The organism is Rhizobium sp. R339, from assembly GCF_002211395.1.
In the GTDB taxonomy this organism is placed as follows: Bacteria; Pseudomonadota; Alphaproteobacteria; order Rhizobiales; family Rhizobiaceae; genus Rhizobium.
Map to the genome: position 1 here is coordinate 589,422 of NZ_LOKV01000023.1, position 23,333 is coordinate 612,754.

The 23,333-nt window shown below is 60.3% G+C and carries 26 protein-coding genes; 19 read left to right on the forward strand and 7 right to left on the reverse strand.

The window, feature by feature from the left end; genetic code table 11:
• Positions 1-64 precede the first annotated feature (64 nt).
• Both ATY76_RS22170 and ATY76_RS22175 read left to right on the forward strand, forming a co-directional pair.
• Positions 65-811, forward strand: coding sequence for a helix-turn-helix transcriptional regulator (locus ATY76_RS22170; RefSeq protein WP_088676831.1), 747 nt, complete (start codon positions 65-67; stop codon positions 809-811).
• Between the two features lie 8 nt (positions 812-819).
• Positions 820-1,566 (forward strand): LuxR C-terminal-related transcriptional regulator, encoded by a 747-nt coding sequence (locus ATY76_RS22175; RefSeq protein ID WP_088676832.1) that lies wholly within the window; start codon positions 820-822, stop codon positions 1,564-1,566.
• 15 nt (positions 1,567-1,581) lie between these two features.
• Here the strand turns inward: ATY76_RS22175 and ATY76_RS22180 are convergent, their stop codons facing one another.
• The 6 genes from ATY76_RS22180 to motA all read right to left on the reverse strand — a co-directional run bounded on the left by ATY76_RS22180 (position 1,582) and on the right by motA (position 6,887).
• The gene (locus ATY76_RS22180) at positions 1,582-2,025 is read right to left on the reverse strand and encodes a hypothetical protein (protein ID WP_088676833.1); all 444 of its coding nucleotides are present in this window, start codon (positions 2,023-2,025) and stop codon (positions 1,582-1,584) included.
• 5 nt (positions 2,026-2,030) lie between these two features.
• A complete protein-coding gene (gene flhB / locus ATY76_RS22185; RefSeq protein WP_088676834.1) occupies positions 2,031-3,110 on the reverse strand; it encodes a flagellar biosynthesis protein FlhB in 1,080 nt (359 codons plus the stop codon).
• Between the two features lie 231 nt (positions 3,111-3,341).
• Positions 3,342-4,382 (reverse strand): flagellar motor switch protein FliG, encoded by a 1,041-nt coding sequence (fliG, locus tag ATY76_RS22190; RefSeq protein ID WP_088676835.1) that lies wholly within the window; start codon positions 4,380-4,382, stop codon positions 3,342-3,344.
• Positions 4,383-4,410: 28 nt separating this feature from the next.
• Positions 4,411-4,998 (reverse strand): flagellar motor switch protein FliN, encoded by a 588-nt coding sequence (gene fliN, locus ATY76_RS22195; RefSeq protein WP_088676836.1) that lies wholly within the window; start codon positions 4,996-4,998, stop codon positions 4,411-4,413.
• Between the two features lie 65 nt (positions 4,999-5,063).
• A complete protein-coding gene (locus ATY76_RS22200) occupies positions 5,064-6,014 on the reverse strand; it encodes a FliM/FliN family flagellar motor switch protein (RefSeq protein ID WP_088676837.1) in 951 nt (316 codons plus the stop codon).
• Positions 6,015-6,887: a flagellar motor stator protein MotA gene (gene motA, locus ATY76_RS22205; protein WP_088676838.1), complete on the reverse strand. Its 873-nt coding sequence runs from the start codon at positions 6,885-6,887 to the stop codon at positions 6,015-6,017.
• Between the two features lie 253 nt (positions 6,888-7,140).
• On the opposite strand from motA, the gene flgF reads away from it, so the two are divergent.
• From flgF to fliP, 13 genes are all read left to right on the forward strand, one after another.
• Positions 7,141-7,875, forward strand: coding sequence for a flagellar basal-body rod protein FlgF (gene flgF / locus ATY76_RS22210; RefSeq protein WP_088676839.1), 735 nt, complete (start codon positions 7,141-7,143; stop codon positions 7,873-7,875).
• Positions 7,876-7,945: 70 nt separating this feature from the next.
• Complete coding sequence (gene fliI, locus ATY76_RS22215; protein ID WP_088676840.1) at positions 7,946-9,343, forward strand: flagellar protein export ATPase FliI; 1,398 nt, start codon at positions 7,946-7,948, stop codon at positions 9,341-9,343.
• A 2-nt stretch (positions 9,344-9,345) separates the two neighbouring features.
• Entirely contained in the window at positions 9,346-9,888 is a 543-nt protein-coding gene (locus ATY76_RS22220; RefSeq protein ID WP_088676841.1) for a flagellar protein, read from the forward strand.
• A 170-nt stretch (positions 9,889-10,058) separates the two neighbouring features.
• Positions 10,059-10,451, forward strand: coding sequence for a flagellar basal body rod protein FlgB (flgB, locus tag ATY76_RS22225; RefSeq protein ID WP_088676842.1), 393 nt, complete (start codon positions 10,059-10,061; stop codon positions 10,449-10,451).
• Between the two features lie 5 nt (positions 10,452-10,456).
• On the forward strand, positions 10,457-10,873 hold the full coding sequence (flgC, locus tag ATY76_RS22230; protein WP_088676843.1) for a flagellar basal body rod protein FlgC: 417 nt from the start codon (positions 10,457-10,459) through the stop codon (positions 10,871-10,873).
• Between the two features lie 2 nt (positions 10,874-10,875).
• The gene (locus ATY76_RS22235) at positions 10,876-11,220 is read left to right on the forward strand and encodes a flagellar hook-basal body complex protein FliE (protein WP_088676844.1); all 345 of its coding nucleotides are present in this window, start codon (positions 10,876-10,878) and stop codon (positions 11,218-11,220) included.
• 19 nt (positions 11,221-11,239) lie between these two features.
• Positions 11,240-12,028, forward strand: coding sequence for a flagellar basal-body rod protein FlgG (flgG, locus tag ATY76_RS22240; RefSeq protein WP_088676845.1), 789 nt, complete (start codon positions 11,240-11,242; stop codon positions 12,026-12,028).
• Between the two features lie 16 nt (positions 12,029-12,044).
• A complete protein-coding gene (gene flgA / locus ATY76_RS22245; protein WP_088676846.1) occupies positions 12,045-12,527 on the forward strand; it encodes a flagellar basal body P-ring formation chaperone FlgA in 483 nt (160 codons plus the stop codon).
• Complete coding sequence (locus ATY76_RS22250) at positions 12,524-13,645, forward strand: flagellar basal body P-ring protein FlgI (protein WP_088676847.1); 1,122 nt, start codon at positions 12,524-12,526, stop codon at positions 13,643-13,645. Before flgA ends, ATY76_RS22250 begins: the two co-directional genes overlap by 4 nt.
• Positions 13,642-14,181: a MotE family protein gene (locus tag ATY76_RS22255; protein WP_088676848.1), complete on the forward strand. Its 540-nt coding sequence runs from the start codon at positions 13,642-13,644 to the stop codon at positions 14,179-14,181. The genes ATY76_RS22250 and ATY76_RS22255 overlap by 4 nt, the downstream gene beginning before the upstream one ends.
• The gene (gene flgH / locus ATY76_RS22260; RefSeq protein WP_088676849.1) at positions 14,178-14,894 is read left to right on the forward strand and encodes a flagellar basal body L-ring protein FlgH; all 717 of its coding nucleotides are present in this window, start codon (positions 14,178-14,180) and stop codon (positions 14,892-14,894) included. Before ATY76_RS22255 ends, flgH begins: the two co-directional genes overlap by 4 nt.
• Before the next feature lie 12 nt (positions 14,895-14,906).
• Entirely contained in the window at positions 14,907-15,413 is a 507-nt protein-coding gene (locus ATY76_RS22265; RefSeq protein WP_088676850.1) for a flagellar basal body-associated FliL family protein, read from the forward strand.
• Complete coding sequence (gene fliP / locus ATY76_RS22270) at positions 15,410-16,147, forward strand: flagellar type III secretion system pore protein FliP (protein ID WP_088676851.1); 738 nt, start codon at positions 15,410-15,412, stop codon at positions 16,145-16,147. The genes ATY76_RS22265 and fliP overlap by 4 nt, the downstream gene beginning before the upstream one ends.
• Positions 16,148-16,223: 76 nt before the next feature.
• On the opposite strand, the gene ATY76_RS22275 is transcribed toward fliP, so the two are convergent.
• A complete protein-coding gene (locus tag ATY76_RS22275; protein WP_088676852.1) occupies positions 16,224-18,140 on the reverse strand; it encodes a glycosyl transferase in 1,917 nt (638 codons plus the stop codon).
• 488 nt (positions 18,141-18,628) lie between these two features.
• On the opposite strand from ATY76_RS22275, the gene ATY76_RS22280 reads away from it, so the two are divergent.
• The 4 genes from ATY76_RS22280 (at position 18,629) to ATY76_RS22295 (ending at position 23,145) form a co-directional block, all read left to right on the forward strand.
• Complete coding sequence (locus tag ATY76_RS22280) at positions 18,629-19,534, forward strand: flagellin (protein ID WP_088676853.1); 906 nt, start codon at positions 18,629-18,631, stop codon at positions 19,532-19,534.
• A 282-nt stretch (positions 19,535-19,816) separates the two neighbouring features.
• Entirely contained in the window at positions 19,817-20,725 is a 909-nt protein-coding gene (locus ATY76_RS22285; RefSeq protein ID WP_088676854.1) for a flagellin, read from the forward strand.
• Positions 20,726-20,971: 246 nt separating this feature from the next.
• Positions 20,972-21,883 carry a flagellin gene (locus ATY76_RS22290; protein ID WP_088676855.1) on the forward strand — a complete coding sequence of 304 codons (912 nt, stop codon included), beginning with the start codon at positions 20,972-20,974 and terminating at the stop codon, positions 21,881-21,883.
• Positions 21,884-22,182: 299 nt separating this feature from the next.
• Positions 22,183-23,145, forward strand: a complete 963-nt coding sequence (locus ATY76_RS22295) for a flagellin (protein ID WP_088676856.1) — start codon at positions 22,183-22,185, stop codon at positions 23,143-23,145.
• Positions 23,146-23,333: the final 188 nt, after the last annotated feature.

Consider the following 23,333-nt stretch of genomic DNA (forward strand, 5'->3'; position numbering starts at 1 on the left):
ATCCTTTACAGAAAAATTGCTGTCGCACCGAGTTTGATCGTTCCTCAGCCGCAGGAAATTGCCAATGGATATGACCGTATTTCAGGCGAGCAAAGGCGAGAGGCAAATGGCGAATTTCGCGAGCGTGATGGCGCCGGCACTCTTGCCGCGCGACGAGCTGATCCGGCGCCTGCACGGTGTCGCCGACACTGGAAGGTTGCAGTCCGGTCTGCGCGCTCTGACGGAGTATGTCGGTGCTTCGCACTATCTCCTGGCGCGCTGCGATCTCATTCAGGAAAGCGGCCTCGATTTTATCGTTGCATCCGACTGGCCGTTCGATCTGGTCAAGGATGTCGTCGACGATCTGATCAGCGGCTATGCCCGTTCGACCGAGCTGGAAAAATGCATGCAGGTCTTCCAGCCGAACTTCGCTCTTCTGCCCGATAGCGCCGATGTGCCGGAGGGCGCCAGCCGCCAATATTGTTCGCTGACCTTCAATGTCGGCCGGTCGCGGCTGGCTCTGATGTTCCTGTTCGGCGAAGGCTTCATTCTTTCGCCCGAGCGACTGCGGGACGTGGGCCTGCTGGCAGGTTATGTCGCGAGCTTCCTTCGCTGCGGCGGTGCACGGGTCGATCGCGATTTCGAACTGACGGACCGGGAGCTGGAATGCCTGTTCTGGATCGCCGAGGGCAAGACCAGCGACGAGATCGCAATGATCCTCGGAATCTCCCGCAATACCATCAACAACTACATCACCAGTGTGATGCGCAAGACGGCGACCAAGACCCGGTCCGAGGCCATTGCCTTCGCTGTCCGGAATAATCTCGTATAGGGGGATCCATGGCCCATCCATCAGGCAGGACGATCAGCGGCGCGGAGCAGCTGCGCATGGTGCGTGTGAACAGGATTTCCAGCCGGTCCGACCTTTTCCCGCGGCTGATCGCGATGCAGAAGCTCGCCGAAGCCCAGGGCTTTGCGATCTATCGCGTCAGCGGTTCGGGCCTGCCGGCAAAGCAGCGCCTGGTCTGCGAGCTTGAGAACTGGGGCTCTTCGAACGCCGGTTTCGGCAAGGCCTTCACGGATGCCTACGGCGATATTCTCCTCGATCATATCGACAAATCGCTGCTGCCGCTCTCATGGGCCGGCGCTCACGATCGTGCGGCACCCGGCCCGGCGGACTTTTCGCCGTTCATGACGCGGCTGAAGGATGGCATCCTGCCTTTTTCCGGCATCGCTTTTCCGGTGCGGCTCGGCGCCGTCGGCAACGGCTTCATCCTTTTCACCGGCGATGAAATCGACCCCTCGAGCGATACGATCGTCGAGCTGCACGGCCGCTGCTGCCATATCATGATGGATCTGCTCTCGCTCGACGAACGCCGCACGGGTGCCGCCGAAGCCCTCAGCGAACGCGAGATCGCCTGTCTGCAGCTCGCCGGCGACGGTCGCATCAGTGAAGAGATCGCCGATAAGCTCGGCCTTTCCGTGCACACCGTGAACGCCTATCTCGGCTCGGCGACCATCAAGCTCGATTCCGTCAACCGCATCCAGGCGATCGCCAAGGCGATCCGGCTCGGCTATATCAGCTGAACCGGATTGAAGGCGTCAGCTCGCTAAAGCTTGCGGTGGCTGATTCACGTTGTAGCGCGACTCACGCAGGCTCTTTTCGAGGAAGCGGGTATTCTCATCGGGATCGGCCGAGGGGTCCTGAAACGCGATGTGGTTGATCTCGATGCCGGCATGGTCTTCGGCGAGGGTGAGCTGGGCGTAGACCGTGACGCCGCGCGGCTTGATCTCCAGATCGAGAACGACCTCGGGCTTGCCGCCCCACTCAAGCGTATAGTTTCCGCCAAGGCCGAAATTCACCGTGCCCGGATGAAAGAAAAGCTCCGCCGCCGAAGCGACGAGATCGGAAAGATTGCCGTAGTACTCGAAGCGCAGCAGTGAAATGAGGTCAGAAGCGTCCAGAAGGCGCAGTTCCGTGGCAACTGGGCTGATGGCGTTTGCGAGGATCTTTTCACGTTGGGCAGAGTGAGGGCATTTTTTCATTCGGCTTATCTTACCCGTTTGTTCTTGGCGTCTGCGGCGTAGATCCGGTGGATCAGCTCCGCAACGGCCTTATAGAAGACTGACGGTATGACACTATCGACCGAGACTTGCGCAAACATGGAGCGGGCGAGCGGCGGATCCTCGAACACGGGGATGCCGTTCTTCTCGGCGATCTCCCTGATCTTCAGCGCGATGAGGTCCTGGCCCTTGGCCAGCACCACCGGGGCGTCGTTTTCTTCGCGTGCATAACGCAGCGCCACCGCATAGTGCGTCGGGTTGGCAATGACCAGTGTGGCGCGGTCAACGTTGGCGATCATGCGCCGGCGCGCGCGGTCGCGCATCAGCGAGCGCTGCCGGCTCTTGACGAAGGGGTCGCCCTGGGCCTGCTTGTTTTCTTCCTTCACTTCGTGCCGCGTCATCTTCAGTTCGGTGAACCAGTGATGGCGTGTCCAGAAAAGATCGGCGATCGCGACGATCGCCGTGGCGATCAGCACGACGATGATGATCTTGCGCATCGCCGTCATCATCCGCACGAGGATCGTCTGCGGGTCGGAAAACATCGCATCGATCGAGCCGAAATATTCGCTTCTCAGCACGAAAAATAGGATGACACCGACGATGACGACCTTGAACAGCGACTTTCCGAATTCGACGAGGCCGGGCAGGCTGAAGAGCCTTGACCAGCCTTTGATCAGAGAGATGCGCGAGGCCTGCGGCCGGATGCGCTCGAGCACCGGCGTCGGCAGGTTCTGGAAGATGGAGGAGGCGATGCCGAACACCATGAACAGGATGAAGGCGGGGGCGAGCAGCGCAGCACTCGCCCAGCCGAGCCGGACGAAAAGCGCCAGAATATCCGGCCCGGTCTCGATCTTCCACTGGTCGGGCTGCTCGAAGATGTCGCGCAGCGTCTCGTTCATGCGACCGACGCTGTCGGGAAGGAAGAACACCAAATAGATGAAGGTCGCGAGGATGGTTGCGAAGATCGACAGCTCGCGCGAAAACGGCACATTGCCTTTCTCCGCCGCATCGCTTCGCTTTTTCGCGGTCGGGGCTTCTGTTTTGCTGTCCTTGTCATCATCTGCCAAGTCGCGGCCCTCCGTCAGACAAACGGGCCGCAGCCAATGCATGCCGCCCGGCAGTGTGCAATGGTTTTGGGATGACGATATGCATCAAAGCAAAGACCTGAACGCCTTGCATGATTTGCGTTCATGCAAGGCGCTCTGAAGCACGACCTATTGATGGAAGGGTAGTCGCCCGCAGCAGGGCGATCAACAGCCGCCTTTCGGCATGCTGGATTTGTCAACAGTCTCGAAGCGTTAGGCGGCTGCCGAAGCGTCGCCTTCCTTCTCCTTGAGCTCGATCTGGCCTGAGTTGGCCAGGCGAATCGCTTCCTGGGCGACGGCGCGGCGAGCGATGGCGATCTCGCGCGGATTGACGCCGCCCATGCCGCTCTGCAGATCCGATTCGATCATGCGGCGCTGGCGCGGGCTGATGGCGGAAAGAACCGATTCGCGGATCTCCGGCGGCGAGCCGCGCAGCGCGACGGTGAGTACATCCGTGGAGATGTCGTTGAGCAGCATGACGCGGCTGCGCTGCGGCATATACATGAGGTCCTCGAAGAGGAAGATCTTCGGGCGAACCTTGTTGACCGCTTCCCGGCTGATCGATTCGAGCGAGGTGAGCAGCGTGTCGACCTGCGGTTTGTCGAGTTCGTTCATGAGATCGGCGACCTTCGTCGAACCGGCCGCATTGCGCTCGGCCTCGACTTCGGCGAGCAGCGTCATGACCTGGTTCTCGATGATCTGCGCGGCCTTCGGGCTGACGGTCTTCATGTTGACCGTGCGGTTCATGATGTCGGCCCGGCGGTTGTCGGGAAGCTGCAGCAGCACCTTGGCGCCGAAGGCGGAGGGCATCATCGAAAGGATATAGGCGACCGTCTGCGGGTGTTCGCGCAGCAGGAACTGTGCCACGAATGCCGGTTCGGCCTCGCTGAGGCGATCCCAGATCGAGGTTTCGTAAGCCTGGAATGCGGTGCGGCGGCCGAGCAGGCTGTCGACCTCGTCGGGCGTCAGCCCTTCTTCCAGGATCGCTTCGATCGCCTTGGCGTTGTCCATCAGGCCGGCGCCCTCGGTGAAGAGGTCTTCGAATTCCGCGACGAGCGACAGCAGCTCGTCCGGCGGAATGGCGCGCAGCGACTGGGCGGATGAGATAATGGTCTGCAGTTCTGCCTGGGTAAAATATTTCAACAGCCGGCCGGCGACTCCCTTTCCCATAGCGAGAAGAACAGCCGCCGCCTTTTCAGCCTGGGTCAACGGTTTCCCGGCTAGCGCGCCGCCGAAATCGTCAAAGTCCATCATGGTCTAACCTCTCCGTCCCACACAGGGATCAGGCTTTTTTCGTGCTCAAAACTTCTATCAGTTTCACACCGAATCGCGTGTCGTCGTTATCAAGCACCGTAATCTCGCCGCGTGCAATCCTGCGGCCATTCACCATAATCTCGACCGGTTCGCCGATCTTCTTGTCGAGGGCGATCGTCGCCCCTTCATTGAGATTCATCAGGCCGGAAACCTGCATGCGGCTGGTGCCGAGCATGATCTGGACGTCGATCGGAATGTCCATGATCAGTTCGAAGTTCGAGGTCAGCGCGCTGCCGAGCGGCGCCGGCGACGCCTCGAAGGAAGAGCTGCCGCCGAAATCCATGCCTGCGGCCGGGCTGACATTGCCAGCGCCGAAATCACCGCCGAAATCGTCGCCGCCGAACGGGGAATCCGAAGTCTCGCCGCCAAAGGCGGCCAGATCCGTTCCTGCACCGAAGGCATCATTCTCCAGGTCGCCGCCAAACTGCGACAAGTCGCCATCGGCATCCTGCTTCAGCACACCGCGCAGATCGTCGATCGCCTGGTCGAGATCGGCTTCACTGCCCGGCATATCCAGGGAGAGGTCGCTGTTCTGCTGTGTTTTCTTCGTAGCCATGAAATCACTATTCCAGTTGAAACTTGCCTCAAACTGCCTTTGCAGCCCAAAAGCCAGAGAACCGATTAATTCATTAAATGACGGATGAGTTCGTCATCCGAGTTCATCGTATCTTTGACGCGGACCATGTAGTTTTCGCCGGAACGCCCGAATTCGCACACATACAGTTCCTTGCTGTTGGCGCTCACCTCGACGCGTACGTCTTCGTGGTCGCGGAATGGAATGACGTCGCCGACCATCAGCTTCGATATAGTGCGCAGCGTCAGATCCTGTAGTCTGATCTTTGCCTCGAGCGTCACATGCGAGCGGCGGACCTGGTCGCCGAGCTGCTCGGTCCATTCCGGCGATTTGCCGGCGGCTTGGCGCTTCGGCTTCGGCGGCGTCACGTTGGTCTTGAGAAGCGCCGTCTGTGGAACGATCAGCGAGAATTCCGAAACGATGCCGGCCAGCGTGATCGACATGTTGATGGCGGCGGCGAACTCATCCGGCCGGTCTTCCGGCGGCCGGGCGCGCGTATCATGGGCGTGCGGGGCCGACAGGCTGGGTTCGAAGCCGCCCGGCGCGTTGACGGCCGAGCGCAGCACCTTGGCGATTTTGTCGAAGATCATGACGGCGAGGTCGAGCTCGATCACCGACAGCAGACGGTCGGCCGGCTCCTCGATCGTATCGGCGGTGGCGCCGAGCAGATGTTCCATCAGCGTGATGACGAAACCGTTGCCGCAGGCAAGCGTGATGTTCTGCGACCAGTTGCGCAGCGTCCCATCGACGAGCGTGACGTTGGCGCTCAGGTCGTCGATCAGGTGGTTCTTGTAGCCGATCTCGCAGCCGAGATAGTTGACTGCCACGTCGAGGCCGGTCTCGCTCTTGATGACGTCGGGAAAGAATTCGCTGTAAACTTCGCCGAAGGAGCTGCAGATCTTGGCGACCCTGCCTCTGTCGCCGAGCCCGCCCGTCAGCTTGGCCAGAAGGGCAGGATCCATTGCCGGTTTGTCATGCGAAGCATTGCTCGTGGTCATTTAAGCCGCCTTGTTTTCGCCGCCTGGGTTCATCATTTCCTGTTCGACTGCATCGATCGACGGACGCTCGTAAGCCGAGATCGTCTTGCGCCCGTATTCGAGAGCGACCTGCGGCACCGAGCCGTTCATGTAGGCAAGCAGCGTCTGCTTGACGATGACGTAGAGGCGGTGCTGCTTGTTGCGCACGATCTTGATCTGGGAGACCAGCGGCGAGCAGAGGCAATAGGACAAGAGAATGCCGAGGAAGGTGCCGACGAGCGCCGAGCCGATCAGGTGACCGAGCACTTCAGGCGATTCATTAATCGCTGCCATCGCCTTGATGACGCCGAGAACGGCCGCGACGATACCAATCGCCGGGAAGGAATCGCCCATGATCTGGATCGCGTGGTAGGGCTTCATCTTGTCGTGCATGATGGTGTTGAGCTCTTCGTCCATCAGCGCCTCGATTTCGTGGCTGCGGGCATTGCCGATGATGATCAGGCGCACGTAGTCGCAGATGAATGCGGTCAATTCCTTGTTTTTCAGAACGGTCGGAGCCTGCTGGAAGATGGTCGATTCGGCCGGATTGTCGATGTGGGCTTCGATTTCGTTTCGCGACTTGGTGCGCAGGTCGCGCATCAGCGAATAGAGCACGCCGAGCGTGTCGAGATAGTTGCGTTCCTTCGGCACGGCGTGCTTGAAGGCTTCGCCGAGCGCCTTGCCGGAATCCTTCACCACCTTCATCGGGTTGGCCATGATGAAGCTGCCGAGACCCGCGCCGCCGATGATGACGAACTCGAAGGGCTGGAACAGAGCGTCCACGTGGCCGCCCATTGCCATGAAGCCGCCGATGACGCAGCCGCAAGTCACTATAAATCCGATAATGATGTTCATCGTCAGCCCAATCTGAACGTTGCTTTTCTTTGAGACCGATAGGGTTTCTGCCTTGCGTGAGGCTGATGAAAGGGCCTGTCGCGGGGCATTTCCGCGTGCCAGCTTCGCGCAAGCATCTGCCGTCAGGCTAAAGGTGACGAATGGGTGTCCGCACCCGTTTCTGAGATGCCGCCTCAGCGAATCCCGGCCGAACCACACCAAACGACGCCCGGCTTTTCGTTCCGTTCATCGCCAATGCTTGGAGCTTACCGACATGCAATCCGGTCTTTATGTTTCTCTGTCGTCGCAGATGGCTCTGGAAAAGCGCCTGAACACCATCGCAGACAACATGGCGAACGTGAATACGACCGGTTTTCGCGCCACCGAGGTGAAGTTCGACGAGATGGTGGCGAACACCAAGAACAAGCTGAACACCAAGGTCGCTTTCGTCTCGCAGGGCAACGACTATCTGAGCGAGCAGACCGGCGAATTGCAGCACACCGGTAACATGCTCGATTTCGCCATCAAAGGCGATGCCTGGTTCGCGCTCGATACGCCGGCCGGCCGGGTTCTGACGCGGGACGGCCGCTTTACGATCAGGGAAACGGGCGAACTCGTTACTGTCCGGGGATATCCGGTTCTCGATGCCGGCGGCGCGCCGATCCAGCTCAACACGGCAGGCGGCGAGCCGGCCGTCGGCACCGATGGGGTGATCTATCAGGGCGGCCGCCAGGTCGGTTCACTCGGCCTGTTCGAGGCCGATGTCAGCAAGGGTTACCTCAGGTATGAAAACAGCGGCATCATGACCACCGACCAGCCGCGCGCCGTCGTGGACCGCTTCAATATCGGTGTCGAGCAGGGTTATCTCGAAAATTCCAACGTCAACGCCATGCGCGAGATCACCCAGCTGATCCAAGTCAACCGCGCCTTCGAAAGCATCTCCTCGCTGATGCGTGACAGCGAGGATTCGTTCAAGGAAGCCGTCCAGACGCTCGGAGGCAGCCGCTAATGCATGCCGCCCAAGAGTATGCAGCGGTTTTGGGAAGCTGCGCGACGCATTTTCGGGCGGGATTTGACGTATGAGCACCACGTTGCTGTCCGAGGAAAGCCTCTCTCCCAAACTGGCGCATCTGGCAGGCCTCGTCGACCGCTACGTCTCGCCGGACTTCGCCGTCGCCCATGGCGGGCGGGTTCAGACCATCGCCGCCGGCCACTATACGGTCCGCGGTCTCTCGCGCCATGTTCGTCTCGGTGAGTTCGTCGCCCACAAGTCGGCGACCGGCATCCATCTCGGAGAGGTCGTTCGCGTCGAGCCGGATCTGATCTATGTCTGCCCGATCGAACCCGGCGAGCCGATCGGTATCCACGATACCGTCATCCGCAAGGGCGCCTTCCGCATTTCACCCTCGGACAGCTGGTGCGGGCGCACCATCAATTCGCTCTGCGAGCCCATCGACGGGCTGGGCCCGATCACCGAAGGGCTCGATCGCCGGTCGATCTCCAATACCGCCCCACCCTCGATGACCCGTAAGCGTGTCGAGGCCGGCTTCAAGACCGGCGTGCGCGCCATCGATATCTTCTCGCCGCTCTGCCTCGGCCAGCGCCTCGGCATTTTTGCCGGCTCCGGCGTCGGCAAATCGACGCTTCTGTCCATGCTTGCCCGTGCGGATGCCTTCGACAAGGTGGTGATCGCGCTTGTCGGCGAGCGCGGCCGCGAAGTGCGCGAATTCATCGAGGATACGCTCGGCAGCAATATGAAGAAGGCGATCGCCGTGGTCGCAACCAGCGATGAAAGCCCGATGCTGCGCAAGATGGCGCCGCTGACGGCGGTCACCATCGCCGAGCATTTCCGCGACAAGGGCGAGAACGTTCTCTTCATCGTCGACAGCGTCACGCGGTTTGCCCATGCGATCCGCGAGGTGGCGACGGCTTCGGGCGAGCCGCCGATTGCGCGCGGTTATCCCGCTTCCGTCTTCACCGAGCTGCCGCGCCTCCTGGAACGCGCCGGCCCCGGGCCCGAAGGCGCCGGCACGATCACCGCGATCATCTCCATCCTCGTCGACGGCGACAACCACAACGACCCGATCGCCGATTCGACGCGCGGCATCCTGGACGGACATATCGTCCTGCAGCGCAGTCTCGCAGAAGAAGGGCGTTATCCACCGATCGATCCGCTGGCCTCGATCTCGCGTCTTGCCCGGAAGGCTTGGACGCCGGACCAGGAAAAGCTGGTGTCGCGGCTGAAGGTGCTGATCCACCGCTTCGAGGAGACACGCGACCTGCGCCTGATCGGCGGTTATCGCCAGGGCGCCGATCCCGATCTCGATATGGCGGTCAAGCAGGTGCCCATCATTTACGACGTTCTGAAGCAGTCTCCCGGTGACCGCGAGTCGGCCGACGCCTTCGCCGATCTCGCCGGCGCGCTCAAAGCCGCGGCCGGCATGGGCAATCAGGGCGCCCCCATCCAGAGGAGATAGACGTGGCTGAATTCGACGACGAACGCATCGCTTCCCCGAAGCAGCGCAGGAAGACCGTCATTCTGGACCGGTTCCTGACGTTCGCCGGCCTGGCGCTCGCCGGCGCCTCCGCTTTCTTCCCCTGGTATGTCTTCTTCAACGAGGACAAGTTCGGCATCAACGTCGCCAGCAGCGACAATGCACGCGAACTGCCGGATTGGCCGGCCCGCAACGTTTTCAGCGTCTCGCCGCTTGCGATGGTTAACAAGAACGAGACGGACAAGAAGGTCCCGCCGGTCGATACGTTGACGACGGCGACGGTCTCCGATCTCGGCAAGGCGCGTGATGGCGCCATGCTCAAGGAGGACCAGCCTTTCCCCGGCAAGTCTTCCTTCCGGCTGCTGCACGTTTCCAACGGCCGGGCGCTGATCGAAGATCCCTCGGGCATGTACGTGGTGCGGATCGGCTCGATCCTGCCCGACGAGAGCCGTCTGGCGACGCTCGAGCAGCGCGACGGAAAGTGGGTGATCGTCACCTCCAAGGGCGAAATCTACCAGAACAACTGACGCTGCTTGCAAAAGCATGAGGCAACAGGGGCTCCGCCGCGAACCGGCCGGAGCCTTTGTTCTTTCAACGGCCTCCGGCACCGGCTGAAAAGGTCTCGAAGCCCGAATTCCCGTAAGTCCCACGCAAGATTACCTCACTAGGTTCGGGACAGTAAAAACGGAGAGTTTTCATGCAACCGATCCAACTTTTCGACTTGGCTTCGCGGCAGGCGGAATGGCTGACGATCCGTCAGCAGGTTGTTGCCGGCAACATCGCGAATGCCAACACGCCGAAGTTCCGCGCCAAGGACGTGACGCCCTTCGACGCCGTGCTTGATAGGTCCGAGATCACCATGGCGCGCACCAATCCGGCGCATCTGAGCGGCAATGATTTCAGCGCCAGCGGCGACATCGATGTCAAGGACGCGGCGCTCGACCAGGAGATCGGCATTCAGGAATCGGGCAACACCGTCGGTGTGGCCGAGGAACTTTCCAAGTCCGGCGAGATCAAGCGGCAGTACGAGCTCAACACGTCGCTGGTCAGCTCCTTTAACCGCATGATGTTGATGACTGTCAGGAAGTAAAAGTCATGGATCCGCTTTCAGCAGCAATGAAAATCGCCGGTTCTGGGCTCGAAGCGCAGTCGACGCGCCTGCGCATCGTCTCGGAAAACATCGCCAACGCCCGCTCGACCGGCGACACGCCCGGCGCCGACCCCTATCGCCGCAAGACGATCACCTTCGGCCAGCAGATGGACCGCACGAGCGGCGTCGAGACGGTCAACGTCAAGAAGGTCGGCGTCGACGAAGGCGATTTCAGCACTGAATTCGACCCCAGCAATCCGGCTGCGAACGAAAAGGGCGTCGTCAAGCTGCCGAACGTCAATATCCTGGTCGAGATGGCCGACATGCGTGAAGCCAACCGCTCCTACGACGCCAACCTGCAGACCATCAAGCAGACCCGCGACCTCATCTCCTCCACGATCGATCTCCTGAAGAGCCAATAATAATGATCAGCAGCGTCCAGAATGTCAGCAACCTTTCGATGACCCGTGCGCTCGGCGCCGTCGACACCGAAAATTCCGTCTCGTCGTCTGCCGCCGCCACCATGCCGGGTACCGCGGGCGCCGCCAACGGCATGAGCTTCGCTTCGGTCCTGGGCGGCATGGCCACTGACGCCGTCAACAGCCTGAAGGGTGCGGAAAGCATGTCCTTTGCCGGTATCAAGGGCACGGCGACGACGCGCGAAGTCGTCGATTCCATGCTGCAGGCCGAGCAGACGCTCCAGACCGCGATTGCCATCCGTGACAAGGTCGTCTCGGCCTTTCTCGAAGTCACCAAGATGCAGATGTAACTGATTTGAGGACGAAGACATGAGAGCGCTCGCCATCGCAGCAACGGGCATGGATGCCCAGCAGACCAATCTGGAAGTCATCGCGAACAACATCGCCAACATCAACACGACGGGCTTCAAGCGGGCCCGCGCCGAGTTCACCGATCTGCTCTACCAGACCGAACGCGCCAAGGGTGTCGCCAACCGCGCCAACCAGGCCGTCGTTCCCGAGGGCGCCAATATCGGCCTCGGCGTCCAGACCTCGGCGGTCCGCAATCTGCATCTCCAGGGCGAACTCACCCAGACCGGCAACGATCTCGACGTGGCGCTGATCGGCAAGGGCTTCTTCCAGATCCAGTCGACCGACGGCACCACGCTCTATACCCGCGCCGGCGCTTTCAACAAGAACGATCAGGGCCAGCTCGTCACCATCGACGGTTATGAGGTTCTTCCTGGAATCACCATCCCGCAGGGTTCCACCGAGCTGACGATCAGCCGCTCCGGCGAAGTTTCGGTCAAGCTGCCGGGTCAGACCGATACAACAGTGCTCGGTCAGCTGACGCTTGCAGACTTCGTCAACGAGGCGGGCCTGCAGCCGATCGGCGACAACCTCTTCCAGGAAACGGCGGCCTCGGGCGAGGCTGTGGTCGGCAACCCGGACGAGGAAGGTTTCGGCTACATGAAGCAAGGTTACCTGGAATCCTCCAACGTCGATCCGGTGAAGGAAATCACCGAGCTGATATCGGCCCAGCGCGCTTATGAAATGAATTCCAAGGTGATCACCACCGCTGATGAAATGGCCTCCATCGTCAGCAAGAACCTGAAGTAAAGGGAAGGGCCGAAACATGATGTTTTGCCGGGCAGGACGCATCTCAGGATGGGTGGCGGCAGCCACGATCGCAGTCGCGGGCATCATTTTGCCCGCGGAGGTGGATGCCGGCATGGGTTATGCCGTCGTCCCGACGACGATCATCTACCCCGGCGACACATTGTCGGGCAGCCAGCTTCAGGAGGTCGAGGTCACCAACCCCAACCTCGCAGGAGACTATGCCAAATCGATTTCGCAGGTCGAAGGTCTGGTCTCCAAGCGCACGTTGCTGCCTGGCCGCACGATTTCGGTTTCGGCCTTGCGCGAGCCCTATACGGTGACGCGCGGCTCTTCGATCCGCCTGGTCTTCTCTCTCGGCGCAATGACGATCTCGGCCGCCGGCACGCCGCTCGAAGACGGCGCGACGGGGCAGCTCATCCGTGCGCGCAATATGGATTCCGGCGTCATCGTCAGCGGCACGGTGCTTGCGGATGGCACGATCCATGTGAGGGCAAAATGAAATTGTTCTTCCGTTTCCTGACCCTTGTTGCGGTTCTCGCCATGAATTTGGCCGATGTCGCGCCCGCCTGGGCGCTGACCTCCCGCATCAAGGACATCGCCTCCCTCCAGGCCGGCCGCGACAACCAGCTGATCGGTTACGGCCTGATCGTCGGTCTGCAGGGAACCGGCGACGGTTTCCGTTCCTCGCCCTTCACCGAGCAGTCGATGCGGGCGATGCTGCAGAATCTCGGCATCTCGACGCAGGGCGGCCAGTCCAGCGCCAAGAATACGGCGGCGGTGATGGTCACCGCCAACCTGCCGCCTTTTGCTAGCCCCGGCAGCCGTATCGACGTGACGGTGAGCTCGCTCGGCGACGCGACGTCGCTGCGTGGCGGCACGCTCGTCATGACCTCGCTTTCCGGCGCCGACGGCCAGATCTATGCCGTCGCACAGGGCGCCGTCATCGTTTCCGGCTTTCAGGCGCAAGGCCAGGCGGCGACGGTGACCGAAGGTGTCACCACCGCCGGTCGCGTGCCCGGCGGCGCGATCATCGAGCGCGAACTGCCGTCCCGCTTCAAGGATTCGGTCAATCTCGTCCTGCAGCTGCGCAACCCCGACTTCTCGACGGCGATCCGCATCGCCGACATCGTCAATGGTTACGCCTCGGCCCGCTTCGGCGGCCCGGTGGCGGAAGCCAAGGATTCGCAGGAAGTGGTGGTCCAGAAGCCGCGTGCGGCCGACCTCACCCGTCTGATGGCCGATATCGAAAATCTCATCGTCGAAACCGACACGCCGGCCAAGGTCGTCATCAACGAGCGCACCGGAACGATCGTCATCGGCTCTGATGTCCGCGTCTCGCCGGTCGCCGTCAGCTACGGCACCTTGACGGTCCAGGTCACCGAGACGCCGCAGATCATCCAGCCCGAACCCTTCTCGCGCGGGCGGACCGCCGTCCAGCCGCAGACCGACATCGCGGCCGAACAGACCGGCGGACGCGTCGCGATCATCGATGGCCCCGACCTCAGGACCCTCGTCGCCGGTCTTAACAATATCGGCGTGAAACCGGACGGCATCATCGCCATTCTCCAGGGCATCAAGTCGGCGGGCGCCCTGCAGGCGGAGCTTGTGCTGCAATGATTGGTATCATCAATCCTGACATGACGGTCCTGCAACTGCTGCGCCGGCTGGCGCTGCCGGCGGCGGGCCTCGTCCTCCTCTCGATTCCCGGCGCTTTCGCACAGGAGCATCCGGAAGGCGCCATCACGCCCCAGGACGAGATCAAGCAGTTCTGCACGAACATCGCCGATCCCGCCCGCGACCAGCGTTACCTCCTGCAGAAGCAGGAACTGGAAAAGCTTCGCGCCGACATCGACGCTCGCATGGCCGAGATGGACAAGCGCAAGGCCGAATATCAGGACTGGCTCAAGCGCCGCGACGATTTCCTGAAGCAGGCGGAAGCCGGCCTCACCGAAATCTACAAGAAGATGAAGCCGGATGCGGCAGCGCTCCAGCTGCAGGACATGAAGATCGAGGTGGCGTCTGCCGTCATCATGCGGCTCGGTCCGCGCCAGTCGAGCCTCATCCTCAACGAGATGGACCCTGAGAAAGCTGCGGTCATCGCAAACATCATCGCCAGTGCGTCCGACCCCAATACGTCGAAGGATCCTTCATGAATATGCGTTTCCCGGCAGCGATCGCCGCTCTCGCACTCCTTGCAGGTTGCCAGTCTCCGACGGCGGTCAGCGAGATCGGCCGCGCGCCTGCCATGAGCCCGATCGGCAGCGGTCTCGCTTATGGCCAGACGCCGCAGATGGCGCTCTACCCGAAGCAGCCGCGCGCCGTCGCGCAGGGCTATTCGCTATGGAGCGATTCGCAGGCCGCCCTCTTCAAGGATGCGCGCGCCTTGAACGTCGGCGACATTCTGACCGTCGACATCCAGATCAACGACAAAGCTTCATTCGACAACGAGACCAACCGCAGCCGCACCAATTCGAGCGGCATGAACTGGGATATCAACGCCCAGATCTTCGGCTGGACGCCGGAGTCGAAGACCGACTTGACCTACGGTTCCGACACCAGCACCGACGGCAAGGGCAAGATCGAGCGTACCGACAAGATTACCCTTCTGGTCGCAGCCGTCGTCACCGGCATCCTCGAAAACGGCAACCTCGTCATCTCTGGTTCGCAGGAAGTGCGCCTGAACCAGGAACTGCGCATCCTGAACGTCGCCGGTATCGTTCGTCCGCAGGACGTCAATGCCGACAACCAGATCTCCTACGACAAGATCGCCGAAGCCCGCATCTCCTATGGCGGCCGCGGCCGCCTGATGGAAGTGCAGCAGCCGCCGCGCGGCCAGCAGGCCGTCGATCTTTTCTCGCCGCTTTGAGGCTGAACGACGATGGCAGAGCCAGACGAAATCGCAGGTCAACCGAAGAAGAAATCCGCCGCGCTGATGACGATCATCGGCATTGCCGTGCTGACGCTCGTTGGCGCCGGCGGCGGCTGGGCGGTCGGCACGATCGTCGCGCCCAACGTCAAGGGCGCCAAGGAGGCGGAGCTGGCCAAGGAGGTCGAGGCCAAGAAAAAGGCCGAGGAAGGCCTGGCGCGCATCTCGACCGAAGAGAACAACGTCGTCCAGCTCGAGCCGATCACGTCGAACCTCGCTTACCCCTCTGAAAACTGGGTCCGACTCGAGGTCGCGCTGCTGTTCAACGGTCCGCCTGATGTCAAGGTTTCCGAGGATATTCATCAGGATATCCTCGCCTATATCAGGACCGTTTCCCTCCAGCAGATCGAGGGGCCGCGGGGCTTTCAATATCTCAAGGATGACATACAGGAACGTGTTGACCTTCGCTCGCAAGGGCGGGTATCGAAGGTCATGTTCAGGACATTTGTCATCGAATGATTCGATTCATAGTTTTCCTTGCTGCCATGATGGCGGTACCGGAACTGGCGGTGGCACAGCAGCTGCCGACTGACTTGTTGAACGTGCCGGTCGATGGCTCCGTCGCCGCCTGGATCATTCGCACGTTCGGCCTGCTGACCGTTCTTTCGGTCGCGCCGGGCATCCTGATCATGGTGACGAGCTTTCCGCGCTTCATCATCGCCTTCTCGATCCTGCGCTCGGGCATGGGCCTCTCCTCGACGCCCTCCAACATGATCCTGCTGTCGCTGTCGTTGTTCATGACCTTCTACGTCATGTCGCCGACTTTCGATCAGGCTTGGCAGAACGGCGTGCAGCCGCTGCTCGCCAACCAGATCAACGAGACCGAAGCCGTTCAGCGGATTGCCGAACCTTTCCGGACCTTCATGGTGGCCAATACCCGCGACAAGGATCTGGCGCTCTTCGTCGATCTCGCGCGTGAGCGCGGGCAGAATATTCAGACGGTCGATCCGATCGACTACCGCGTGCTGATCCCGGCCTTCATGATTTCGGAAATTCGCCGCGGCTTCGAGATCGGCTTTCTCATCGTTCTGCCGTTCCTCGTCATCGACCTCATTGTCGCGACCATCACCATGGCGATGGGCATGATGATGCTGCCGCCGACCTCGATCTCGCTTCCTTTCAAGATTCTCTTCTTCGTGCTGATCGACGGCTGGAATCTGCTCGTCGGCAGCCTGGTGCGCTCATTCAGCTGAACGGCTGCGTTCATTGCCGTCTCCAACGAAAAAACCGCCGGATCGCTCCGACGGTTTTTTGTGCAGGTCGAAAGCCTCACTCGGCGGCGAAGGGCGCCGTGCGCGGCGGCAGCGCCGGAATGTCGATGTGCTCTGGCGCAAGGCGCTGTTTGGCGCGCTCGGCCATGATTTCGTACGCCTGCTCCAGATGATAGCAGAATCGTTCGGCGTCAAAGAGCGGCGCGATGTACCGCTTCTTCTTCAGATGCGCCTTGTATTCGGCGATCCGCCCGGGATTTTGCGCCAATTCGACAGCAAGGTCTTCATAAGCCTGCAGGTCGGCGGCGACGAGATCAGGCAGGTCGATTGCCTGGAGCAGACTTTCGCTGACGCGTGAGGCGAAATTGGTGCCCTTGACGGTTAGAACCGGCAGGCCGCCCCAGAGCTGCTCCGAGGTGGTCGTGTGGCCGTTGACGGGGAAGGTGTCGATGCCGAGATCGGCCGCCTGCTGGCGGTCGATGTGCTCTTCATAGGGCGCGCGCGGGCAGAAGATGATCCGCTTGGCGGAAATGCCCGCGGCCTGGAACTGCTTCAAGAGGTTTGCCTGGTTGCGCGGCGTATTGGCCATCAGCCAGAGCACGCTGTTCGGCGCCCGCTTGAGAATCCGGCACCAGCTGTTGATCGTTTCCGGCGTGATTTTGCGGTTGCCGTTGAAGGAGGCGAAGATGAACGCCTCTTCCGGCAGGCCGAGCTGCTCACGGGTGACGGGACGCGGCTTCGGACGATGCGTCGGGTCGTTCGGCTGGTAACTCTCCGGAAGCCGGCAGAATTTCTCATGATAGAACGGCATTGCCACATCAGGCAGGACGAAATGGTCGCCGATGACGTAGTCGAGATCGATGTTGACGGTGCTGCCGGGGAAGCCGAGCCAGCCGACATGCACCGGTGCGAGCGGCAAGTTGAAAGCCGTCGCGCGGCTGCCCGACGTATGGCCCTTCAGGTCGACCATGATGTCGATATTGTGCTCGCGTACAGTTTCGAGCACCGCCTGGTCGGAGAATCCGTGAATGTCGACGATCCTGCCCCAGCGGCTGCGGTCGGTGTCGTTGTGCTTGAGGAATTCCGGGCCTGTATGGCAGAACAGCGTGACCTCGAAGCGATCCTTGTCATGCAGTTCCAGGATGCGCTGCAAAAGCTTCATCGTCGCGTGGCGATCCCAGAAATCCGATGACATGTAGCCGATCCGGATTTTGTCGGACCATGTGTGCGGCTGGTTGCGGCGGAAAGCGACCCGTTCCGGGTTGAGAGGGGTCGTGCCGATCGTTGCGTGCCGGTTGAAATCCTCGTTGCCGCACCAGTGTAGATGATAGAAGGGGTTGTCCTTGCGCAGTATCTCGAGATCGCCCTTTGCCAGGGCCCCGTCGATCACCGCCTGATGCTTGGCTGCCTCTTCGAAGTCGTTGAATTCACGTGCGAATACAAGGTGGAGAAAGCGGAAGGCATGATTGCCGGGAAAGCGCTTGAAGAGGTTGCGCGCAAGCGCCTGGTTGGTTGCGTCGTTGAGATCGTCGCTGAGCAGCAGGGCCGCCAGGCGCATGTGATCGGGATTCATGCTTTCCGACAGGATCGTCTTGAACGGACGGATGATATCCCGCTGCTGGCGCTTCAGATAGATCGCCGTAATGATGAAGGCGAGCTCGGCATCTTCCTGCGCCCTGGTGAGGTTGCGCATGGCGATCAGCAGGGCTTCATCCTCGCTGCCGGTCTCATAATGCAGCTTGGCGGCCTGTTTCTGATATTCGTAAGCGTTCGGTCCTTCGCAATTGCCTGCAAGGCCATAGGCTTTCGCGGCATCGGCCTTGAAGCCGAGCTGCACGAGGTTCTTCGCCAGCAGCGCATAGGTCTTGGCGTCCTGCTGAGTATCGATGAGCTGGTTGAGCGTCGCCAAGGACTTTGTGTAGCGGCCTGCCTGGTAATCTTTGGATGCCGCAGAGAACGAAACTTTGCTGTTCAAAACCCAACTCCGTGAAGGAAATATTCTGGCGTGGCTGCCGATTGCGGACGCGCACGCGGGCCGTCCTCCCCGGAAAACGGGGGATCGGTCCGATGATGCTATCCCGGCATCTCACACACTGACATTCGAAGCTTGCTTGAAACCGGTGGCGCGATGGACCCGCGTCGTCCGCAAATCCTCACCTGTCTCAGAAAGAGCCCATTTTCGCCCGTAAAATTCGCTTTTGCTGCTCGAAATTCGAATGCCAAAACTATCTTCAGCAGCCATTAACTAAGCGTTGTGAGGAGGCATTAACTATGCCGTGTGAGGGCCTGAGCGTGACCCCGTATTTTTAAGAAGTTGGCAAGCATTGGCTGCGAGATTGCCCTGGACATGACGGGTTTGGGCCAAACAAGCAGGCGCCGAGTAGCATGAAGCTGGTCCGTCATCGCCGGTATTACAGTCCGGTATGTCCTCCTTTTTGTATCTAGTTTCCAGGGGACAGATTTATGACAAGCATTAACACGAATTCTTCCGCAATGGCCGCTCTCCAGACGCTGCGCAACGTCAACCAGAGCCTCAACAGCACGCAGAACCACGTTTCCTCGGGCTACCGCGTTGAAAAGGCTTCTGACAACGCCGCTTACTGGTCGATCGCAACGACCATGCGTTCTGATAATAAGGCTCTTTCGGCTGTTTCCGATGCCCTCGGCGTTGGTGCTGCGAAGGTCGATACGGCTTACACAGCCATGGACAGCGCCATCGACGTTGTCGGCGAGATCAAGGCCAAGCTGGTTGCTGCGACGGAAAACGGCGTCGACAAGGCCAAGGTCCAGGAAGAAATCGGTCAGCTGCAGCAGCAGCTGCTCAGCATCGCTCAGTCGGCGTCCTTCAACGGCGAGAACTGGGTTGCCGGCGCGAACGGCACCAAGAGCGTCGTTTCCTCCTTCGTCCGCGACGGCTCCAACGCCGTCTCGATCACCACCACCGATTACGTTCTCAACAGCGGCTCTGCCGGCAACGTTCTGTTCGGCATGAGCGGCGGCTCGGTTGAAACCTCCACCGGTATTCTCGGCACCTCGACTGGCGCGACCGGCTCAATCTACTCGATGAGCATAACCAACTTCACCGCCGGCCAGATCCAGACGGCTCTGACCAACGTCGAATCGGCTCTGAAGGCCATGACCAGCGCAGGTGCGGCTCTCGGCTCGCTCTCCAAGCGTATCGACAGCCAGGACGATTTCGTCAACGCGCTCAGCGACTCGATCGACTCCGGTGTCGGCCGCCTCGTCGATGCCAACATGGAAGAAGAGTCCTCCAAGCTCAGCGCCTTGCAGACCCAGCAGCAGCTGGCGATCCAGTCGCTGTCGATCGCGAACTCCTCTTCGCAGAACATCCTGTCGCTCTTCCGCTAGCAGCGGTCGGCATCAGGTTTCCAAGTTTCGCGGCCGGGTCATCCCCGGCCGCGAAATGTTTTAACATAAGGTTAATAAAAATCCTTCTAAGCATCAGATATTTTTACGCTATTTTCATTTTGAATTTAGCTTTCTTTAACCATCTTGCTGTTTTCTAGGCCCATCGAAACGGCGAGTTAACCCTAACAAAGATGGTTAACAGGCATGATGCTGATCGCTGTGGGCCGGCCGAAAATCCGGAATGTCCCTTTCTAAAATCTGCCAATAAGGGGCAAGCAAACTATGACGAGCATCAACACCAATAACGCTGCAATGGCAGCCCTCCAGACTCTCCGCGGCATTAACCAGGGTCTCCAGGAAACACAGGCTCACGTTTCCTCCGGCTATCGCGTCGGCAAGGCTTCCGACAACGCTGCTTACTGGTCGATCGCAACCACCATGCGTTCGGACAACAAGGCTCTTTCGGCCGTTTCCGACGCCCTCGGCCTCGGCGCCGCGAAGGTTGACACCGCTTATTCCGCCATGGACAGCGCCATCGACGTCGTCGGTGAGATCAAGGCCAAGCTGGTTGCCGCCACGGAAAGCGGCGTTGACAAGGCCAAGGTCCAGGAAGAAATCAGCCAGCTGCAGCAGCAGTTGCTCAGCATCGCTCAGTCGGCTTCCTTCTCCGGCGAAAACTGGGTTGCTGGCGCTGACGGCACCAAGAATGTTGTGGCCTCCTTCGTCCGTGACGGTTCCAACGCCGTATCGGTCGTGATGACTGACTACGTTCTCGACGACGGCTCTGCCGGCAACGTTCTGTTCGGTATGAGCGCCGGCGCGGTCGAAACCTCCACGGGTATCCTCGGCACGTCGAATGGTGCGACCGGTTCCGTCTACGCTATGGACATCACCAACTTCACCCTCGGCCAGATCCAGACGGCTCTGACCAACGTTGAATCGGCTCTAAAGGCCATGACCAGCGCAGGTGCGGCTCTCGGCTCGATCTCCAAGCGCATCGAACTTCAGGAAAACTTCGTCTCCGCGCTCAGCGACTCGATCGACTCCGGTATCGGCCGCCTCGTCGATGCCGACATGGAAGAAGAGTCCTCCAAACTCAGCGCCCTGCAGACCCAGCAGCAGCTGGCCGTCCAGTCGCTGTCGATCGCGAACTCCTCTTCGCAGACCATCCTGTCGCTCTTCCGCGGCTAATAACCCGCAGAAAACATCGGTCCGCCGGCCTCGGCGGACCCCTGAGATCCCAGCCGCGCTTCGATGGAGCGCGGCTTTTTAATTTCTGTTAACGGTTGATTAACCATAATGCTGTTTTCTCACGTCAACGAGACGGCGGGTTAACCGATATTGACAATCGGTTAACAGGCATGAGGCTGATCCCCGCTCCCGGTAACATTCCGGAATGTCCCTTTTTTCCACCTGCCGACAAGGGGCAATCATTTCATGACCAGCATTTTGACGAACGTCGCGGCGATGGCCGCCCTTCAGACCCTCCGCGGAATCAACCACAACCTCGAAGGCACGCAGAACCGTGTCTCGTCGGGTTATCGTGTCGAAAAGGCGTCCGACAACGCTGCCTATTGGTCGATCGCAACGACCATGCGTTCGGACAACAAGGCGCTTTCGGCCGTTTCCGACGCTCTCGGTCTGGGCGCCGCTAAGGTCGATACCGCTTACTCCGCCATGGACAGTGCAATCGACGTCATCAGTGAGATCAAGGCCAAGATCGTCGCCGCGACCGAAAAGGGCGTCGACAAGACCAAGGTCCAGGAAGAAATCGGCCAGTTGCAGCAGCAACTGCTCAGCATCGCGCAGTCGGCTTCCTTCTCCGGTGAAAACTGGGTTGCCGGCGCTGACGGCACCAAGAGCGTCGTGTCGACCTTCGTCCGTGACGGCAACGGCAACGTCTCGGTCAAGACGACGGACTACGTTCTGGACACAAGCTCCACAGGCAACGTTCTCTTCGGAATGACTGCAACCGGCACGATTGAGACGACCTCGGGCATTATCGGCACCTCATACGGCACAATTGGTTCGATCTATTCGATGGACATCAGCACCTTCGGTTCGGCTGAGATCTCCATGGCGCTGACCTCGATCGAGGCCGGTCTCGAAGCCATGACCAAGGCTGCATCGCAGCTTGGTTCGATTTCCACCCGCATCGAACTCCAGGAAAATTTCGTAGGAGCGCTGAGCGATTCGATCGACTCAGGCGTCGGACGCCTCGTTGACGCCGACATGGAAGAGGAATCGAGCAAGCTGACGGCCTTGCAAACCCAGCAGCAGCTGGCGATCCAGTCGCTGTCGATCGCCAATTCCAGCGCTCAGAACATCCTCACCCTGTTCCGCAGCTAACGCTCGGCTGAAGCTGGACCGAATCTTGCGCCGCCGTCCGTCGGCAAACGGAAAACCTCACGAACCGCGCCCGAAACGGCGCGGTTTTTTATTTTATATCAATAGGTTGATTGGCGCGAAGTTTCGCTGTTTGCGCGCGTGGTCCGCGCTCTTGCCCAACAGGTTGGTATCGAGTTAACCTCGCCTTGAGTTGATTTGTTTTGCGAGACGCCGACGGAACCCCCGTCGGAGGCATGACGCCACGTCAGTCGCCGCCGGCAATCCGGCCTGCCCTTTTCACTTTATCCGAGACCCTGTCGATGACCGTTAAGATTAACAGCGCGGCCACGGTGAATGCGCTTGCGGTGCTGCGTAGCATCAATAAAGAAGCCAGCCAGACCCAGCAGCAAGTTTCCTCGGGATATCGTATCGAGACGGCCGCCGATGGTGCGTCCTATTGGTCCATCGCGACCGTCATGCGCTCTGACAGCACCAATCTCGGTACGATCGGAGATGCGCTCGGCCTTGGCGCCGCGAAAGTGGATGCGACCTATACGTCGATGAATTCGGCGATCGATCTCATCACTCAGATCCGTACCAAGCTGGTTGCGGCAAGAGAGCCGGGCACAGACAAGGACAAGATCAACGCCGAGATCAGCGAATATAAGCAGCAGCTGCAGACGGTCGTCGAATCGACGTCGTTCGCAGGCGAGAACTGGCTGCTGAACGGCGATTCTGCCGCCCCCCCGACATGGTCGGTCATCTCGGGCTTCGTGCGCGCCTCGACCGGCGAGTATCAGCCCCAGAGCATCGATTTTCCATCGTCGCAGACCATTCTCATCGATAAGAACAATGCCAGCGGCGGCCTGTTGACCAAATCGGTCGATGCGCAGGCAATCAACAACAGCGGGACCGGCCCCCGCAACTACTACCTGCTGAACGCCAACTCGACGACGCCGGCGACCGGCACGGAAATCGCGATCGGCAAGAACACGACCGACGCGCAGCTCGTCGACATGCTCGATGTCACCGATTCCTTGCTCTCCACGTTGACGACGACGGCCGCTTCGATCGGCGTGATGAAAGCCCGCATCGACGATCAGATCGATTACACCGCCAACCTGTCCGATTCGATCGACAAGAGCGTAGGCGCGCTGGTCGATACCGACATGGACGAGGCGTCGATCCGTCAGAAGGCGATCGAGACGCAGAAGCAGATGGCCGTCGAAGCGATCTCGATCCTCAACACGGCGGCAAGCAAGATCCTCATTCTGCTGGAGTAAAGGTAGGCGCGAACACGGACGTCGGGGGCGCCATTCATCCTCGCGCAAGTTTGACTTCCTAGTTTCCGGCATGAAGGCATCGTCTGAATTCGTGCCGGCGCAAGGCCAAGCCCTTGCCCGTTTCGAAACGGCATGCCGGCGCACAAGGTCATTTTGAGCGGGGTGGGCATGCTGCATCCCTCGCCAAT

Excerpts from the sequence above, each read along its gene's own strand:
- ATY76_RS22265 (WP_088676850.1), top strand. The coding sequence starts at position 14,907 with ATGGCAGAGCCAGACGAAATCGCAGGTCAACCGAAGAAGAAATCCGCC.
- ATY76_RS22175 (WP_088676832.1), top strand. The coding sequence starts at position 820 with ATGGCCCATCCATCAGGCAGGACGATCAGCGGCGCGGAGCAGCTGCGC.
- ATY76_RS22235 (WP_088676844.1), top strand. The coding sequence starts at position 10,876 with ATGATCAGCAGCGTCCAGAATGTCAGCAACCTTTCGATGACCCGTGCG.
- fliP (WP_088676851.1), top strand. The coding sequence starts at position 15,410 with ATGATTCGATTCATAGTTTTCCTTGCTGCCATGATGGCGGTACCGGAA.
- flgF (WP_088676839.1), top strand. The coding sequence starts at position 7,141 with ATGCAATCCGGTCTTTATGTTTCTCTGTCGTCGCAGATGGCTCTGGAA.
- flgA (WP_088676846.1), top strand. The coding sequence starts at position 12,045 with ATGATGTTTTGCCGGGCAGGACGCATCTCAGGATGGGTGGCGGCAGCC.
- motA (WP_088676838.1), bottom strand. The coding sequence starts at position 6,887 with ATGAACATCATTATCGGATTTATAGTGACTTGCGGCTGCGTCATCGGC.
- flgG (WP_088676845.1), top strand. The coding sequence starts at position 11,240 with ATGAGAGCGCTCGCCATCGCAGCAACGGGCATGGATGCCCAGCAGACC.
- ATY76_RS22280 (WP_088676853.1), top strand. The coding sequence starts at position 18,629 with ATGACAAGCATTAACACGAATTCTTCCGCAATGGCCGCTCTCCAGACG.
- flgB (WP_088676842.1), top strand. The coding sequence starts at position 10,059 with ATGCAACCGATCCAACTTTTCGACTTGGCTTCGCGGCAGGCGGAATGG.
- ATY76_RS22295 (WP_088676856.1), top strand. The coding sequence starts at position 22,183 with ATGACCGTTAAGATTAACAGCGCGGCCACGGTGAATGCGCTTGCGGTG.
- fliI (WP_088676840.1), top strand. The coding sequence starts at position 7,946 with ATGAGCACCACGTTGCTGTCCGAGGAAAGCCTCTCTCCCAAACTGGCG.
- ATY76_RS22200 (WP_088676837.1), bottom strand. The coding sequence starts at position 6,014 with ATGACCACGAGCAATGCTTCGCATGACAAACCGGCAATGGATCCTGCC.
- ATY76_RS22290 (WP_088676855.1), top strand. The coding sequence starts at position 20,972 with ATGACCAGCATTTTGACGAACGTCGCGGCGATGGCCGCCCTTCAGACC.
- fliN (WP_088676836.1), bottom strand. The coding sequence starts at position 4,998 with ATGGCTACGAAGAAAACACAGCAGAACAGCGACCTCTCCCTGGATATG.
- ATY76_RS22250 (WP_088676847.1), top strand. The coding sequence starts at position 12,524 with ATGAAATTGTTCTTCCGTTTCCTGACCCTTGTTGCGGTTCTCGCCATG.
- ATY76_RS22285 (WP_088676854.1), top strand. The coding sequence starts at position 19,817 with ATGACGAGCATCAACACCAATAACGCTGCAATGGCAGCCCTCCAGACT.
- flgH (WP_088676849.1), top strand. The coding sequence starts at position 14,178 with ATGAATATGCGTTTCCCGGCAGCGATCGCCGCTCTCGCACTCCTTGCA.
- flgC (WP_088676843.1), top strand. The coding sequence starts at position 10,457 with ATGGATCCGCTTTCAGCAGCAATGAAAATCGCCGGTTCTGGGCTCGAA.
- ATY76_RS22170 (WP_088676831.1), top strand. The coding sequence starts at position 65 with ATGGATATGACCGTATTTCAGGCGAGCAAAGGCGAGAGGCAAATGGCG.
- ATY76_RS22255 (WP_088676848.1), top strand. The coding sequence starts at position 13,642 with ATGATTGGTATCATCAATCCTGACATGACGGTCCTGCAACTGCTGCGC.
- ATY76_RS22180 (WP_088676833.1), bottom strand. The coding sequence starts at position 2,025 with ATGAAAAAATGCCCTCACTCTGCCCAACGTGAAAAGATCCTCGCAAAC.
- fliG (WP_088676835.1), bottom strand. The coding sequence starts at position 4,382 with ATGATGGACTTTGACGATTTCGGCGGCGCGCTAGCCGGGAAACCGTTG.